Origin of the sequence: Clostridium kluyveri (assembly GCF_001902295.1) — a bacterium.
In the GTDB taxonomy this organism is placed as follows: domain Bacteria; phylum Bacillota; class Clostridia; order Clostridiales; family Clostridiaceae; genus Clostridium_B; species Clostridium_B kluyveri_B.
The window spans coordinates 837139-852851 of sequence record NZ_CP018335.1 but is presented as its reverse complement, the minus strand read 5'-3'; the positions used below and the strand labels follow the sequence as shown (position 1 = coordinate 852851).

Here is a 15713-nt window from a genome sequence, read left to right as displayed (position 1 = left end):
CATTTCCCCCTCTTATTTAATTAAACACCCAAAGTTTATACAGTAAAAAATTCACAACTTGAGCTATTAAAGTAACAATAACTTTAGATATATAAATATTTATACTAAAGTTATTTACTAAAAACTTCATACACACCACGGTAATTGTAAGAGAACAAACATTAACTACAATAAATTGCATCAGTTCATGATATATTTTCTTATTGGAAGCTTTACTTTCAAATGTCCACTTTTTATTCAATATAAAGCTATTTATTATTCCAAAACTATAACCTAAAACTTGACTTAAAGTATAATATATACCAAATAAACTTTCACATATAGTAAATACACAAAAATCTACCAGAGTATTTAATACTCCTGTAGCAGAAAAACGACTTATGCACTTTAATTTACCATTAAAAATACGATTAAATATGGGATACTTTATTTTAGTTAACTGAGTCATGCTCTTTATCAACCTTTCTATCATTTATAATACTTTCAATAATATAATTAGGCCTTCCCTTACTTTCGTCAAAAATTCTACCTATGTACTGGCCAATTATCCCCATGCAGCTTAACATTACACCAAACATAATTAAATCAATAGATATTAAGAAGGCAAAATTTATTATACTTATTCCACCAGTTAAATGTTTAATAATATCTACTACCATAATTAATATTCCCACAAAAAAAGATATTCCACCTAAATAACCTGAAAAGGCAAGAGGCTTATATGAAAATGAAGTTATACCATCAAGAGCTAATTTTATCATTTTCTTAATAGGATATTTGCTATCCCCTGCAAATCTTTCCTGTCTTACAAATTCTACAAAAGTCTGTTTATATCCAATCCAGCTTACTAATCCTCTTACATATCTATTCTTTTCCGGCAGTGAGTTTAAAGTATTACACACCTTTCTATCTATAAGTCTGAAATCCCCTGTATCCACAGGTATATCAACACTAGTCATATTTTTAAGCATCCTGTAAAAAGTTTTAGCAGTAAATTTTTTAAAGAAAGATTCCCCTTCCCTTTTTATCCTTTTTCCATATACAACATCATAACCTTCCTTCCATTTTTTTATCATTTCAAGAATAACTTCTGGAGGATCTTGAAGATCCGCATCTATTACAACTATTGCCTTTCCTATGGAAACTTCCATCCCAGCAGTTATAGCACATTGATGTCCAAAGTTTCTAGAGAAATTAACAAGTCTTACATTCATATCTTTAACACATATTTTTTCCACCTTTTTTCGTGTGGCATCACTACTTCCATCATTTACAAATAGGAGCTCGTAACCTTCTGACGTGGAGTCCATTATACTTTTTAACCTTTTATAAGTTTCATCGATAACTAGCTCCTCATTATATAGAGGTACTATTATAGAGTAAATAACACTTTTATACATTTAATTCACCTCATATTTAGTTTAATATAATTTTTATATTAAAACCTTAAAAAACACTTAAAAACATCACTAATAAATGTAAATTAACTTTGAACATATAGTATATAATTTAGTAATTTGCTTAAATATGCATTCAATATTGTTTATATTGAAAATTTATCGTATATTGTTATTATATGATTTATAGTATTGTTACTAAAAATTTTCAGATATTTAAAATTTGCCAATTATAATTTTTATATAGACATTACCTTATAATTAGGAGGAATTATTATGAGACTACTTTTAATTGAAGATGAAGTGATGCTTTCAGAAGCCCTAGTTTATATATTGAAAAAAAACAATTACAATGTAGATTTTGCCTATGACGGAATTAAGGGACAAGAAATGGCAGAAATAGATATATATGATGTTATAATACTAGATAGAATGCTTCCTGGGAAAAATGGCCTGGAGATTCTAAAGGATATTAGAAACAAAGGCATCAGAACTCCTGTAATTATATTAACAGCTATGGATTCTATAAGCAGCAGAGTAGAGGGCTTGGATCAGGGGGCAGATGACTATTTAATAAAACCTTTTTCCAAGGAGGAACTTCTGGCACGAATACGAGCTCTTGGACGGAGACATATAGATTTTATTCAATATGGAACCATACAATTGGCTTCTTTAACTTTTGATCCCTTAAGAGGAGAACTTCAGTATAAAGAAAATAGAATTAAGCTTACCTCTAAAGAATCTCAGCTATTGGAACTTCTGGCTCGTAATAAAAATCAAGTATTGACCAAGGATCAGATATTAGACAGGGTTTGGGGACCTGATTCTGATGTAGAGATGAATAACAATATTGAAGTGTACTTTTCCTATCTTAGAAAAAAACTTAGAAAATTGAATTGCAATGTTATTATAGAAACCATAAGAGGAATAGGTTATTGTCTAAAAGAGGTTTAAATTATGTTTCGAAAATTAAAAATAGAATTAATTTTGATCAATTTAATATTAACAGGTTTGGTTCTAATAATCATATTTTCAGGTATATATGTGTTAATGGAAAGAAGTTTTGAACATTCTTCATATATGCACATGGCTAAAACATCAGAAATGGAAGATATTCCTCCCCCTCCTGAGCGTCCAAATAGAGAGCTTATATCTTCAGAAAACTTTTTTATTAAAACGGATAAAATTGGTAGAATCAGAGAAACTTCCAGCAATTTTACATTATCTGAGGAAGTATCTTATAATATAATAAAGAATATTTTTAACAATAAAGACTCTCGGGGTACTATTACATATGAAAGTTTTAATTTTAGGTATCTTAAAGTTCCAAAAAAATATGGATTTATCATAATTTTTCAGGATAAGTCCTTTGACAGTGAAGTATTAAGGCGACTGATTATTATATCTGTATTAGTTTGTATAGCAAGTCTCATATTGGTATTTATAATAAGTCTATTTCTTGCTAATACTTCTTTAAAACCTATTATAAATGCCTGGAAAAAGCAGCAGTCTTTTGTTGCAGATGCTTCCCATGAACTTCGTACCCCTCTAGCAGTCATAACCACTAATCTTGACATAGTTTTAGATAACAAAAATGAAACTGTAGAAACTCAAGGTAAATGGCTTGGAAATATCAAACTGGAAACAGCTAGAATGACTAAGCTTATAGAAGAGCTTCTTTTTCTTGCAAGGTCAGACTCACATAAGGTATCATTATCTATTTCCAGCTTTAATTTAAGTAATGCTATCACCCAATCAATAATGCCTTTTGAAGCCATTTGCATAAAATATAAAATACATATTTCATATGACATACAACAAAATGTAATTTTTTTAGGCAATGAAGGCCGTATCAAACAGCTTGCAGCTATTCTCATAGATAATGCTATAAAACATACTTATGAAAAAGGTTCTATAGAAATAAAGATGCATACAGTAAAAAACAAGATTGAATTTGCTGTATCCGATACAGGGGAAGGTATTTCAGAAGAACATCTAGACAAAATTTTTGAAAGATTTTATAAAGTGGATAAATCCCGCTCAAATAGAAATGGTAACTTTGGCTTAGGTCTGTCTATAGCAAAATCTATAGTCAATGAATATAAAGGAAATATAACTGTATCAAGTGCTTTAGGCAAAGGTTCCATATTTAAAGTTATACTTCCTTTTAACTAAGTTTCTATTCTTAGGATGTTATAATTTAACGTCCTATTTATTTTAATTTGGAAAGTAATTTTAAAGCTGCATTGGCCATAACTTCAACCCCATATAATAATGCCATTTCATCTATATCATATTTAGGATGATGTTGAGGATAAATAATTCCTTTCTTAGGGTTTCCTATACCTATAAAAATAAAGCACCCCGGTACTTTCTGTAAATAGTAAGAAAAATCTTCACTACTCATACACGGCTTTACTTCATGAGCTCCCTCTCCCATTACCTCTTTTCCCGCTTCAAGTACAATATCTGTAATTTTAGAATCATTATTAAGAACATAGGTACATGAGCTTTTTTGAAGGCTGCAGTGAGCTCCTGCCATATCACATATATGCTTCACAATTTTTCTAATATGCATAAGCACTTCTCTTCTCACATCTTCATCAAGGGATCTAATAGTTCCCTTTAATACTGCCTTCCCTGATATGGCATTATAAATATGTCCTGACTGAAATACACCTACCGATACTACAGCCTGTTTCATGGGATCTACATCTCTTCCCACAATTGTATTTAAGGCAACAACTATCTGAGAAGCTGTTAATATTGAATCTATAGTTTGGTGAGGCATAGAAGCATGACCTGCTTTTCCCTCAATAATTATTACAAATTCATCACTGGCAGCCATTACAGGTCCCTTTGATATTCCCACTGTTCCAATTTCAATAGGCTGCCACAGATGAGCTCCTATAATGGCTTCTACACCTTCTAAGCCCCCATCTTCTATAATAGCTGCTGCCCCTGAACCATCAATTACTTCTTCTTCACTAGGCTGAAATATAAATCTTAAAGTACCTTCTATTCTATGACGTATATCACATAATACTTTTATAACACCTATAAGCATGGCAGTGTGTCCATCATGTCCGCAGGCATGACATGCACCTTTATTTTTAGATTTATAATCTTTACTTATTTCATCATCTATAGCCAAAGCATCTATATCCGCACGAATTGCCACTATTTTGCCTGGCTTTCCCCCCTTAAGTTCTGCAATAACACCAGTTCCCCCTGCTTTTCTGATATTTAAACTAAGACCTTCTAACGCTTCAATTATTTTCTTTTGAGTATTAAATTCCTTTTTACTAACCTCAGGATATGTGTGAAAATATCTCCTCAAGTTTACCACTTCAGAATAATATTTATTAGCCAGGTGCTTTATTTCTTCTACTTCACACAACTGTTCCATAACATAAACCCTCCCCAATTTATATTATCTTTTGATTTTATCTATTTGTACTCTGAAAATACTTCCAATTTATCGTCATTTATATCTTTCTTTTTTACATAAGTCATAGCTCTAAAAGTATCCAGTGACGTTATAACTTCTATATTCCTCTCCACAGCCAATCTTCTTATATGAAATCCATCCCTTGTAGAATCATTTCCCTTAGTAGGAGTATTTATTACTAAGTCCACTTCTTCATTTTTTATAACATCTATTATATTTGGACTCTCTTCTTTCATTTTTCTAATCTTTTTTACTTCAATTCCATTATTACTTAAGAGTTTTGCTGTATTTTCCGTGGCTATAAATTTAATTCCTAATTTATGTATTTCCCTTGCTATAGGTAGAAACTCTTGTTTATCATGGTCTCCTATAGTTGCAAGTATTACTCCATTTTTCATATTAAAAAACATATCTGCAGCCAAAAGTCCTTTATAGAGGGCCCCTTCAATGGTGGTAGACACTCCTAAGACCTCTCCTGTGGATCTCATCTCAGGTCCCAAGGAAACTTCTACATTAGGAAGCTTCTCTGTTGAAAATACCGGAACCTTTACTGCCACTATATTAGGCTCCCTGCAGATTCCAACTCCATATCCAATATCTCTTAATTTTTCCCCAAGCATTACCTTTGTCGCAATATCAACTATAGGTACATTACTCACCTTGCTTATATAAGGAACAGTTCTCGAAGCCCTAGGATTTACTTCTATAACATAAAGATTACCCTCATATTCTATGAATTGAATATTTATCATACCTTTTATACCTATTCCTAAAGATAACTTTACAGTATATTCTAAAACTTTTTCTCTTATATCATCATTTACATTTTGAGCAGGATACATAGTTATACTGTCTCCAGAGTGTACCCCCGCCCTTTCCAAATGCTCCATAATTCCAGGTATAAGTACATCCTCACCGTCACATATGGCATCTACTTCTATTTCCCTGCCCATTAAATATTTATCTATTAATATAGGATTTTTCTTATCTTTATTAAAAGCCATAGAAAGATAATATGCAAGTTCTTTTTCCGTATAAGTTATTTCCATGCCTTGTCCTCCAAGTACATAAGATGGCCTCACAAGTACAGGAAATCCCAGCTTTCTTCCTTCTTGAAGTCCCTCATCTATAGTCCATACTCCTTTTCCTTTAGGTCTTTTAATGTTTAATTTTTCAAGAAGATCATCAAATTTTTCCCGATCTTCTGCCATATCTATCTGGTCCGCAGTGGTACCTAATGTAACTATATTTTTTTCTTTTAAGAATTCTGCCAGTTTTATAGCAGTTTCTCCCCCAAATTGCAATATAACACCGTATGGCTTTTCCTTATCCAATATACTTAAAACATCTTCTTCAGTTATAGGTTCAAAATACAGTTTATCTGAAATATCAAAATCTGTGCTTACAGTTTCCGGGTTATTATTTATTATTATAGTCTCTATACCAAGCTTTCTAAGTATTTTTATGCAGTGTACGGAAGCATAATCAAATTCTATACCCTGCCCTATTCTGATAGGCCCCGATCCTATCACTATAACTTTTTTATTGTTTGAAACTTCCACCTCATCATATTCTTCATAGGTAGAATAATAATAAGGAGAAAGGGCTTCAAATTCCCCTGCACAGGTATCTACCATTTTATAAGAGGGATTTATATTCCATATTTTTCTGAGTCTATAAACCTCATCTGGTGAAACCTTAAGCATGTCTGCTATTCCCTTATCAGAAAATCCTTTTTTCTTCAGCAAAACAAACCATTCTTTATTGATATCACTTATACTGATGTTTTTCAATTTTTCCTCTTCATCTATAATCCCTTTAAATTTATTTATAAAAAATTTATCTATACCGGTGATTTCAGATAATTTTTCAATTTTGTATTTTCTTCTTAATAACTCTGCTAGTGCAAATATTCTTTCATCATCAGGATATGTTATTCTATTTTTAAGTTCATCCATACTTAAATTTTTAAACTTTTTATAATCTAAAGAATAAGTTCCTATTTCAAGAGATCTTATCCCCTTTAAAAATGCAGCTTCAAAGTTACTTCCTATGGCCATTATTTCCCCTGTAGCCATCATTTTAGTCCCAAGTTCCCTCTCTGCTCCTTGAAATTTATCAAAAGGCCATTTAGGAATTTTTATTACTACATAATCCAGAGAGGGCTCAAAACAAGCATAGGTTTTCTGGGTAACTGCATTTTTTATTTCATCCAAACCATAACCAAGAGCTATTTTAGCTGCCACCTTTGCAATAGGATATCCTGTGGCTTTTGATGCAAGAGCTGATGAACGGCTAACCCTAGGATTTATCTCTATAACTACATATTCAAAGGAATGTGGATTTAAGGCCAACTGAACATTACATCCACCTTCTATTTCAACTTCATTTATTATGTCGATAGATGCAGTTCTAAGCATTTGATATTCTTTATCTGATAAAGTTTGGCTTGGTGCTACAACTATACTGTCCCCTGTATGAATTCCCACAGGATCTATATTTTCCATATTACATACTGTTATACAGTTTCCAAAGCTGTCTCTCATAACTTCATATTCTATTTCTTTCCACCCTTTTATACTCTTTTCAAGCAATACCTGACCTATGGAACTAAGTTCCAGTCCAGATTCCAATATACTTTTAAGTTCCTCTTCATTTTCCGCTATTCCACCACCTGTACCTCCAAGGGTATAGGCAGGTCTTACTATAACAGGATAACCTATTTTCTGTGCAAATCTCATACCACTTTCTATATCCGTAACTATATCGCTTTCTACAACTGGTTGATTTATTTTATTCATGGTATCTCTAAAAAGTTCTCTATCTTCACCTTTTTTTATGGCCTCTATAGAAGTACCTATTATTTTTACATTATATTTTTCAAGTATTTTATTATCGTATAACTCTACAGTAAGATTAAGCGCAGTTTGTCCACCCATTCCCGGTAAAATGCTGTCTGGTCTTTCCTTCTTTATGACCTTTTCTATAAATTCTACTGTAAGTGGTTCTATATAAACCTTGTCTGCTACTTCTCTGTCCGTCATTATAGTAGCAGGATTACTATTTACAAGTACAACCTCCATTCCCTCTTCCCTAAGTGATTCACAGGCCTGGGTTCCAGAATAATCAAATTCTGCTGCCTGACCTATTATTATAGGCCCTGAACCTATTACCAAAACTTTTTTAATGTTCTTATTTAAAGGCATAATACCTTACCCCCTCTTTCAATTCACAATGTACAATTCACAATTCACAATTTGTAGTTTTTAAAGTGAGTATTTATTAAATTCATCAAATATGTAGTTATTATCCGAAGGTCCCGGACATGCTTCTGGATGAAACTGTATCGAAAATATAGGCAATTTTTTATGCTTCATACCTTCAATGGTACCATCATTTAGACTTATATGGGTTAGTTCCATTTCGTCGGGTAATTTATCTACATAATAACCATGATTTTGGGAAGTTATATGCACCCTGCCACTTTCAAGATTTCTTACAGGATGATTACAACCCCTGTGGCCAAATTTAAGTTTTGCAGTACTTCCCCCAAGAGCAAGGGCTAAGAGTTGATGTCCAAGACATATACCTGTTATAGGCTTCTTTCCTATAAGCTTTTTTATATTTTCTATTTCTAACTTTAAATCACAAGGATCTCCTGGCCCATTAGATAAAAATATCAAATCGGGATTTTGTTTAAGAATATCTTCCGCATTATAATTTGAAGGAAACACCGTTACTTTATAGCCTCTATTTAAAAATTCCTCTATTATGCTTCTCTTTATGCCAAAATCCAATATAGCCACATGTTTTTTACCTTTACCTAATGTATAGATCTCCTTTGTACTTACCCCTTTTACTGCATTTTCATTGGAAAAACATTGTATTGTATCCTTTACTGTAGAAAAATTTACATTCTTTACAGTTATAATTCCTTTCATGGTACCATCTACTCTCAACATCTTTGTTAGTGCCCTGGTATCAATTCCTGAAAGTCCTATAATTTTATTTATTTTTAGATAATCTTCAAGTTCTAATTCTGCTCTAAAATTACTAGAATAATTACAACTCTCCTTTACTATAAATCCTCTTACCTTGGGACTATCAGATTCCACATCTTCTAAATTCACTCCGTAATTTCCTATAAGAGGATAGGTCATAGTAACAATTTGTCCATAATAGGACGGGTCTGTAAGTATTTCTTGATATCCTGTCATTCCCGTATTAAAAACCACTTCTCCTATACTATCATTTAAGTAGCCAAAAGCTTCTCCTTGAAATATATGTCCATTTTCTAATATAAGTTTTGCTTTCATATATAATATACCTCCTGTATTTTTACCTGTAAAAATACACTTAATTAATTTTAAATATACAAAAAAGGTAATAGAAAAACTCTCATTTGAAATAATTTTTCTATTACCTATATCTAATTTTTAATATAAAACATTTCACTTTTTTTAACAAACAACTATATCCATACATATAGATATATACCCCTTTCTGGCCTCACAGGACCAATTTAAAGTGTATTTTTCACTTAATTCTTACGTCTTATTCTAATTAAAATACATTTCCATGTCAAGTACTTATCAAATGATTCTTAGGTTCAGATAGAGTTTGCTATGGAGAACTATTTTTTTCCACCTAACCCTTATTAATAGTATTATTAGCGTCTTTAGCACTTGGAATACGTTATCCTTTAGGGGAATAACAAAGACACGCAGCAGTGCTTATCTTCCACTTTGAATAATATATGCAAGTAAACTTTTATTATATTACTAATTTATTAAAATCATAATAAAATATTAACAGTCAAAAAATATTAATTAATATGCTATTAAGACTTAAAAATATTAATTAATTATATAAAATGACATAAATATATTAATTGTAGATTTAATATTCTATAAATATCTGCATATCAGATATGATAAATTTTACCTATAATACACGAATATATCTTCCATTCCAAGTAAAATACTAGCATTTCATTAATAATATCTATATATGTAATTACTGATAAAATAATATTTAAATATTATAAATTTTAAATATAAAAATTATTAATTCAACATGTATTTAAATAATAGTTGTTAAAAAGAAAAAAATATGCTAGTATTTATTTAAAAATGTTCTTAATAATGCATAATAAATGCGAAATTTGAACGAATAAAATTTAAGCTGAATAATTTTGAATTAATACTTGCAAAAAACGTTTGGCTAGTAAGGAGAGTACGATGAGTAAACAAGATGCATTAAAAAATGAAAACTTAAAACGTGGTCTGGAAGAACGTCATATCCAATTGATTGCCCTCGGAGGAGCAATTGGAGTAGGATTATTCTTAGGATCAGCTAATGCCATTCAAACTGCTGGACCAGCAATTTTATTAGTATACACTATAGCAGGATTCGCCATGTTTATTATTATGAGAGCTTTAGGTGAACTTGCAACTTCATATCCAGTTTCCGGTTCCTTTAGTGCCTATGCCAACGAATTTATTGGACCTTTAGCAGGATACTTGACTGGATGGACCTATTGGTTTATGTGGATTGTAACTTGTATGGCTGAAATCACTGCAGTAGGTGTATATGTAAGATTTTGGATTCCAAATATGCCCCAATGGATACCGGCTCTAGCAGCACTAGTTGTTATGACCTGTGTTAATTTAATTGCTGTAAAAGCTTATGGAGAATTTGAATTTTGGTTTGCACTTATTAAAGTAGTTACAATTATTATAATGATAGGTTTAGGACTTCTCATGATTATATTTGGTATAGGTAATGGTGGAAAACCTATTGGTATTTCAAACTTATGGTCTCATGGAGGCTTTTTGCCTAAAGGTTTATGGGGACCAATGCTTTCAATAGTAATGGTTATGTTTGCATATCTTGGTACAGAACTTATAGGTGTCACAGCTGGTGAAGCAAAAAATCCTGAAAAGACCATACCGGCCGCAATTAATAAAGTGTTTTGGAGAATACTAGTATTTTACGTGGGAGCACTTTTTGTAATAATGTGCCTATATCCATGGAACAGTCTTGGTACAATAGGAAGTCCTTTTGTACTTACTTTTAATAAACTGGGTATTTCAACAGCAGCAGGCATTATAAACTTTGTAGTGTTAACTGCAGCATTATCTTCCTGTAACAGCGGTATATTTAGCACAGGACGTATGCTTTATAATCTTTCCCTGCAGGGATCAGCCCCAAAAGTATTTAGTAAACTTAATAAATCACACGTTCCAATAACAGGAATTGTAGTTTCAGCACTTTTCCTCTTGATAGGAGTTGTGCTTAACTATCTGGTTCCTGGCAAAGTATTTACTTATGTTACCAGTGTTGCAACCTTTGGAGCAATCTGGGTATGGGGAATAGTTTTAGTTGCTCAAATTAAATTCAGGAAAAGACTTAACCCTGAAGAAGTAAAAAAATTACATTTCCCTGTATTTGGTTACCCTTATTTGAACTGGATTACTTTAGCATTTTTAGCTTTTGTAGTTATAATGATGTTTTTTAATAAAGATACACTAGTTGCCATTATAGTTGCACCCATTTGGTTTGCTCTCTTAATAGTTTGCTACTATGTATTTGGTATTAATAAAGCAAAATCTACTGAAAGTGTTTTTTCATCCGAAATTTTTGGTAAATAAAAAACTAACGTAACTACATATAACAGAAACTGCAAAAAAGACAAGCAGTTTCTGTCCAATAAAAATTCTTCCATTGTTTTCTATGGTATATACCCAAAATTTCAAATGATTTATATCCTGATCTATTCCTTTGGAATAGATTATTTTATTTATTCGATCGCGGCAATTAGCTAACACCCCATCTTCTATCAAAGTGGGGGATAAGCAGTGCTACGCGCCTGGATAAGTTCTTCTAAGATTCAGCTGGAGAAAAGCAGTTCTCATAAGCAAACTCCACCTGAACCTAAGAATCACTTGATTCCAAAATCTAATAATATCCAAAAAATAAAAAAGAAATTTTATATTAAATATTTAGAATAATTTTGTTGAATATGCAACTAAATGGTTATATAATAAATATTGTTAATATGCGAACAGTATTTATACAAACATTATATTGAGGAGAGATAAAAATGAAAGGACTTACTTTATCTTGTCTAGTTGCAGCAATACTTTTAAGTGGTTGTAGTTCTGTTACTAGTACAAGCACCATTACCAGTAAAACTACCAATACCATTAAACAAAGTACCAATACCCAGTTTTTAATGGGTGGCAAAATTGCAACAAATGAAGAAGCAGACGTAACTGCAAAAGTTTCAGCAAAAGTTTCTGAAATATCAGTAGACTTAGGTTCAAAAGTGAATGAAGGTGATGTTATTATAAGATTAGATTCAACAGATTTGCAAGGCCAAGTTGATCAAGCCCAAGCTGCTCTTAATACTGCGAAAGCTAATTTAGCAAATGCACAAAATAGTACTCGCCCCGAACAAATAGCCCAGGCCCAGGCCAGCCTAAGCAGTGCATCTCAATCCTACGAGACAACAAAGAAAAATTACAACCGTGTACAATCATTGTTAAATGAAGGAGCAGCCACTCAACAAGAATTAGATACAGCTAATCAGCAGTTATCTGCCGCAGAAGCACAATATAAAACTGCCCAGGAACAACTTAATATGTTAAACAACGGCCCTACGAAATCCTCTATAGATGTTTATCAAGCTCAGATAACCCAGGCTCAAGCAGCTTTAAAAACTGCTCAAACATCACTTAATAATGCCATTATTACAGCACCTATCTCTGGAATAGTAAATGCAAGAAATATTAATTTAGGAGACGTAGCATCTACAGATAAAGTACTTGTTTCCATAATTAATACCAATAATTTGTATGTAAATGCCTATGCTCCAGCAGACATAATAAGTAAAATCTCTGAAGGACAATCTGTAATTGCCAAAGTATCTGAAATACCTGACAAGGAATTCCATGGTAAAATAGCTGTTATAAATTCTACATTAAATTCCCAAAGTAGAGACATCCTAGTTAAAGTAACCTTAACAGACAAAGATACAAATCTAAAACCTGGAATGTTTGCAGAAATTGGTCTGGATAAATAAATCAAGAAAGAGGGTACCTTAATTATGAAGGAAAAACGGAAAATATTGATTATAGGAATATTAATAGTAATTGTAGCAGCACTTGGTAGTATTGGATGCTACTATTGGTATCAAAATACCTATTATGTTTCCACTGACGATGCATCAGTAAGTGCAGATTTAGTTAATGTAACTCCACAAATTAGTGGAAAATTATTAGAACTTAATGTAGAAGAAGGAGATACTGTTATAAAAAACCAGATATTGGCACGCCAGGAAATGGTTAACCTTCCTGATTCAAGTGTAGATGAATCTTTAATAAGATCTCCTATTGACGGCATAGTCATTAAAAAACAAGGAACCATCGGTGAAATTTGGTCATCGGGTCAAACCTTGGCTACATTAATAGATCCAGATAAGCTTTACATAACTGCTAATATCGAGGAAACAAAACTTGGCAAAGTAAGGATTGGACAATCTGTTACCATTACCATAGACCAATATGGCTCAAAGAAATTTACAGGGAAAGTGAAGTCTGTAGGGGAAGCATCACAATCTGCCTTATCCATACTACCTTCTTCAACTAGTGGTACATTTACAAAAGTAGTTCAAAGAATACCTGTAAAAATCTCCATTAATAAATTTAACAATAAAATACTTCCAGGGACTAATGCTGTTGTGAAAATCCATGTGAAGTAATGAGGTGATACATAATGGAAGAAAATAATCATGATTCTCTATACAGCTGGCTGGCATTAATTGTAGTTGTAATTGGTACATTTATGTCTATACTAGATAGTAGTATAGTTAATATTGCAATTCCCAAGATGATGGCTGTTTTCGGAGTATCAATGGATGATTCAAAATGGATACTTACAGCATATACCCTAGCACTTGGGGCAATTATACCTCTTACTGGATATCTTCAAGATGTTTTTGGCTCTAAAAAAATATATATGTTTGCACTGACAGTGTTTACTTTAGGCTCTATGTTATGTGGATTTGCCTGGAACAACACATCGATGATATGTTTCCGTATTATTCAGGCCATTGGAGGAGGTATGATAATGCCTGTTGGGATGGCTATGATATATGAAATATTCCCAAGAGAAAAGATAGGCCTGGCCCTTGGCATCTGGGGAATAGCCGCTATGGCAGCTCCCTCCATAGGACCAACACTAGGTGGATATATTATTGAAAAAATGGATTGGAGACTTATTTTTAATATAAATGTACCTATAGGTGTAATAGGTGTTGTATTGGCTGCCATTTTATTAAAAGATTCAAAAAGAAAACAACTCAAATCCTTTGATATAATAGGGTTCTTATCTTCTACAATAGGTGTGGTCAGTCTACTATATGTATTAGGTGAATGGACCTCCATTGATTGGGCAGATGTAAAATATCCTATACTTTTAACCTTAGGATGTTTAAGTCTTGTGTTATTTGTAGTAAATGAACTCACTCACCCGGATCCACTGCTGGATTTACGGGTTTTTAAACTATTTGATTTTAGTGCAAGTCAGCTTATATCTTGTATTTTAACACTAGCATTAATGGGGGGAGTATACGTATTGCCTCTATTTTTACAAAATATAAGAGGGTATACTGCTATGGAAACAGGTATAATTATGCTGCCAGCAGCCCTAGTCACAGGACTTTTAATGCCCATAAGCGGTAATTTATTTGATAGAATTGGTGCAAAACCACTTGTAATACCTGGTATTATAATATTAGGACTAAGTTCTTATCATATTTCAACTTTAATAAATATGAATTCCAGTAGAGAAATGATAACTCTTGTTTTATGCATAAGATCAGTTGGAATCGGGCTAGCCATGATGCCAATTAATACTGTTGGAATGAATGCGGTGCCAAAAAATTTAATTGGAAGGGCATCTGCTCTTTCCAATACTATACGTCAAATATCAGGTTCACTCAGTGTAACTATAATGTCAACAATAATACAGAGTAAGACTAATTATAATTACTTAAAACTATCTGAACAAATAAACGTTTATAATGCAGCCTCTAATAACACTATAAGCACATTAACACAAGCATATATGTATGAGGGGCAATCCCTAAAAGCGGCTAAAGCTTCTGCAGTATCCACACTGGCGAAAATGGTTCAAGGGCAAGCTACAATAGATGCTATGGCTTATTCCCTGGCCATAATCTCTATTGTATTGGTTTTAGCCATAATTTTAACTTTAATGATGAGAAACAAAAAAATACCTAAAAAACAAAATAAGGAAGGTGATCCAAAGTATAATGAAGGAGGAACCGTCATGTTGGAATGATGAATTAATAACCAAACAATCTGATGAAATAATTAGTCTTTTTAAAACTATCCATAGAACTTTTAGGTGCAAATTTAAAAAAATAGCACAACAATATGGATTCACAGCCCCTCAGCTTACTGTTATATTTCATTTATACAAAACACCGGATATAACTCTTAATGAATTAAGTGACCATCTAATGCTGACCAAAAGCACAGTTTCAGGTATAGTAAACCGATTAGTCAGCCAGGGCGTGGTAATAAGAGAAATACCTGAAAACAACAGAAGAATCGTAAAACTCTCTGTTTCTGAGGATTTTAAAAAAAATAATGATATAGTCAGAATGAAAGAACATTTTATTGCCTACTGCATATCTAATACTATAAAGAATATGGATCCAACCAGCGTAGAAAAAATTATTCATGCATTAGAAAGTTTTATTTTATTATTAGATGAAGATAATTGTAATTAATCTACATTATTTGATTTTTCACATAACTGGAAAATATAATTTC

The 15713-nt window shown here is 32.2% G+C and carries 12 protein-coding genes; 7 read left to right on the top strand and 5 right to left on the bottom strand.

The genetic code is table 11. The features are described from left to right. Positions 1-16: 16 nt before the first annotated feature. Together BS101_RS04455 and BS101_RS04450 are read right to left on the bottom strand one after the other, a co-directional pair. The gene (locus BS101_RS04455) at positions 17-448 is read right to left on the bottom strand and encodes a GtrA family protein (RefSeq protein ID WP_073537731.1); all 432 of its coding nucleotides are present in this window, start codon (positions 446-448) and stop codon (positions 17-19) included. Further along, a complete protein-coding gene (locus tag BS101_RS04450; RefSeq protein ID WP_073537730.1) occupies positions 432-1400 on the bottom strand; it encodes a glycosyltransferase family 2 protein in 969 nt (322 codons plus the stop codon). The genes BS101_RS04455 and BS101_RS04450 overlap by 17 nt, the downstream gene beginning before the upstream one ends. A gap of 273 nt (positions 1401-1673) precedes the next feature. Here BS101_RS04450 and BS101_RS04445 point away from each other — a divergent pair, with 273 nt between their 5' ends. Together BS101_RS04445 and BS101_RS04440 are read left to right on the top strand one after the other, a co-directional pair. After that, positions 1674-2351 carry a response regulator transcription factor gene (locus tag BS101_RS04445; RefSeq protein ID WP_073537729.1) on the top strand — a complete coding sequence of 226 codons (678 nt, stop codon included), beginning with the start codon at positions 1674-1676 and terminating at the stop codon, positions 2349-2351. A gap of 3 nt (positions 2352-2354) precedes the next feature. Continuing rightward, positions 2355-3572 carry a sensor histidine kinase gene (locus tag BS101_RS04440; protein ID WP_073537728.1) on the top strand — a complete coding sequence of 406 codons (1218 nt, stop codon included), beginning with the start codon at positions 2355-2357 and terminating at the stop codon, positions 3570-3572. Positions 3573-3609: 37 nt separating this feature from the next. Here the strand turns inward: BS101_RS04440 and BS101_RS04435 are convergent, their stop codons facing one another. Genes BS101_RS04435 through BS101_RS04425 form a run of 3 tightly spaced genes read right to left on the bottom strand, consistent with a single transcriptional unit; the run spans position 3610 to position 9164 of the window. Further along, complete coding sequence (locus BS101_RS04435) at positions 3610-4806, bottom strand: M20 metallopeptidase family protein (protein ID WP_073537727.1); 1197 nt, start codon at positions 4804-4806, stop codon at positions 3610-3612. 41 nt (positions 4807-4847) lie between these two features. Further along, positions 4848-8054 carry a carbamoyl-phosphate synthase large subunit gene (gene carB, locus BS101_RS04430; protein WP_073537726.1) on the bottom strand — a complete coding sequence of 1069 codons (3207 nt, stop codon included), beginning with the start codon at positions 8052-8054 and terminating at the stop codon, positions 4848-4850. A 60-nt stretch (positions 8055-8114) separates the two neighbouring features. Next, the gene (locus BS101_RS04425) at positions 8115-9164 is read right to left on the bottom strand and encodes a carbamoyl phosphate synthase small subunit (protein WP_073537725.1); all 1050 of its coding nucleotides are present in this window, start codon (positions 9162-9164) and stop codon (positions 8115-8117) included. 924 nt (positions 9165-10088) lie between these two features. Here BS101_RS04425 and BS101_RS04420 point away from each other — a divergent pair. From BS101_RS04420 to BS101_RS04400, 5 genes are all read left to right on the top strand, one after another. Further along, positions 10089-11501 (top strand): amino acid permease, encoded by a 1413-nt coding sequence (locus BS101_RS04420; protein ID WP_073537724.1) that lies wholly within the window; start codon positions 10089-10091, stop codon positions 11499-11501. 452 nt (positions 11502-11953) lie between these two features. Then, a complete protein-coding gene (locus BS101_RS04415; RefSeq protein WP_073537723.1) occupies positions 11954-12934 on the top strand; it encodes an efflux RND transporter periplasmic adaptor subunit in 981 nt (326 codons plus the stop codon). 24 nt (positions 12935-12958) lie between these two features. Continuing rightward, complete coding sequence (locus tag BS101_RS04410) at positions 12959-13612, top strand: HlyD family efflux transporter periplasmic adaptor subunit (protein WP_073537722.1); 654 nt, start codon at positions 12959-12961, stop codon at positions 13610-13612. 14 nt (positions 13613-13626) lie between these two features. Then, positions 13627-15216 carry a DHA2 family efflux MFS transporter permease subunit gene (locus tag BS101_RS04405; RefSeq protein WP_073537721.1) on the top strand — a complete coding sequence of 530 codons (1590 nt, stop codon included), beginning with the start codon at positions 13627-13629 and terminating at the stop codon, positions 15214-15216. Beyond that, positions 15188-15670: a MarR family winged helix-turn-helix transcriptional regulator gene (locus BS101_RS04400; protein WP_073537720.1), complete on the top strand. Its 483-nt coding sequence runs from the start codon at positions 15188-15190 to the stop codon at positions 15668-15670. The genes BS101_RS04405 and BS101_RS04400 overlap by 29 nt, the downstream gene beginning before the upstream one ends. Positions 15671-15713 lie beyond the last annotated feature (43 nt).

Excerpts from the sequence above, each read along its gene's own strand:
- BS101_RS04455 (WP_073537731.1), bottom strand. The coding sequence starts at position 448 with ATGACTCAGTTAACTAAAATAAAGTATCCCATATTTAATCGTATTTTT.
- BS101_RS04450 (WP_073537730.1), bottom strand. The coding sequence starts at position 1,400 with ATGTATAAAAGTGTTATTTACTCTATAATAGTACCTCTATATAATGAG.
- BS101_RS04445 (WP_073537729.1), top strand. The coding sequence starts at position 1,674 with ATGAGACTACTTTTAATTGAAGATGAAGTGATGCTTTCAGAAGCCCTA.
- BS101_RS04440 (WP_073537728.1), top strand. The coding sequence starts at position 2,355 with ATGTTTCGAAAATTAAAAATAGAATTAATTTTGATCAATTTAATATTA.
- BS101_RS04435 (WP_073537727.1), bottom strand. The coding sequence starts at position 4,806 with ATGGAACAGTTGTGTGAAGTAGAAGAAATAAAGCACCTGGCTAATAAA.
- carB (WP_073537726.1), bottom strand. The coding sequence starts at position 8,054 with ATGCCTTTAAATAAGAACATTAAAAAAGTTTTGGTAATAGGTTCAGGG.
- BS101_RS04425 (WP_073537725.1), bottom strand. The coding sequence starts at position 9,164 with ATGAAAGCAAAACTTATATTAGAAAATGGACATATATTTCAAGGAGAA.
- BS101_RS04420 (WP_073537724.1), top strand. The coding sequence starts at position 10,089 with ATGAGTAAACAAGATGCATTAAAAAATGAAAACTTAAAACGTGGTCTG.
- BS101_RS04415 (WP_073537723.1), top strand. The coding sequence starts at position 11,954 with ATGAAAGGACTTACTTTATCTTGTCTAGTTGCAGCAATACTTTTAAGT.
- BS101_RS04410 (WP_073537722.1), top strand. The coding sequence starts at position 12,959 with ATGAAGGAAAAACGGAAAATATTGATTATAGGAATATTAATAGTAATT.
- BS101_RS04405 (WP_073537721.1), top strand. The coding sequence starts at position 13,627 with ATGGAAGAAAATAATCATGATTCTCTATACAGCTGGCTGGCATTAATT.
- BS101_RS04400 (WP_073537720.1), top strand. The coding sequence starts at position 15,188 with ATGAAGGAGGAACCGTCATGTTGGAATGATGAATTAATAACCAAACAA.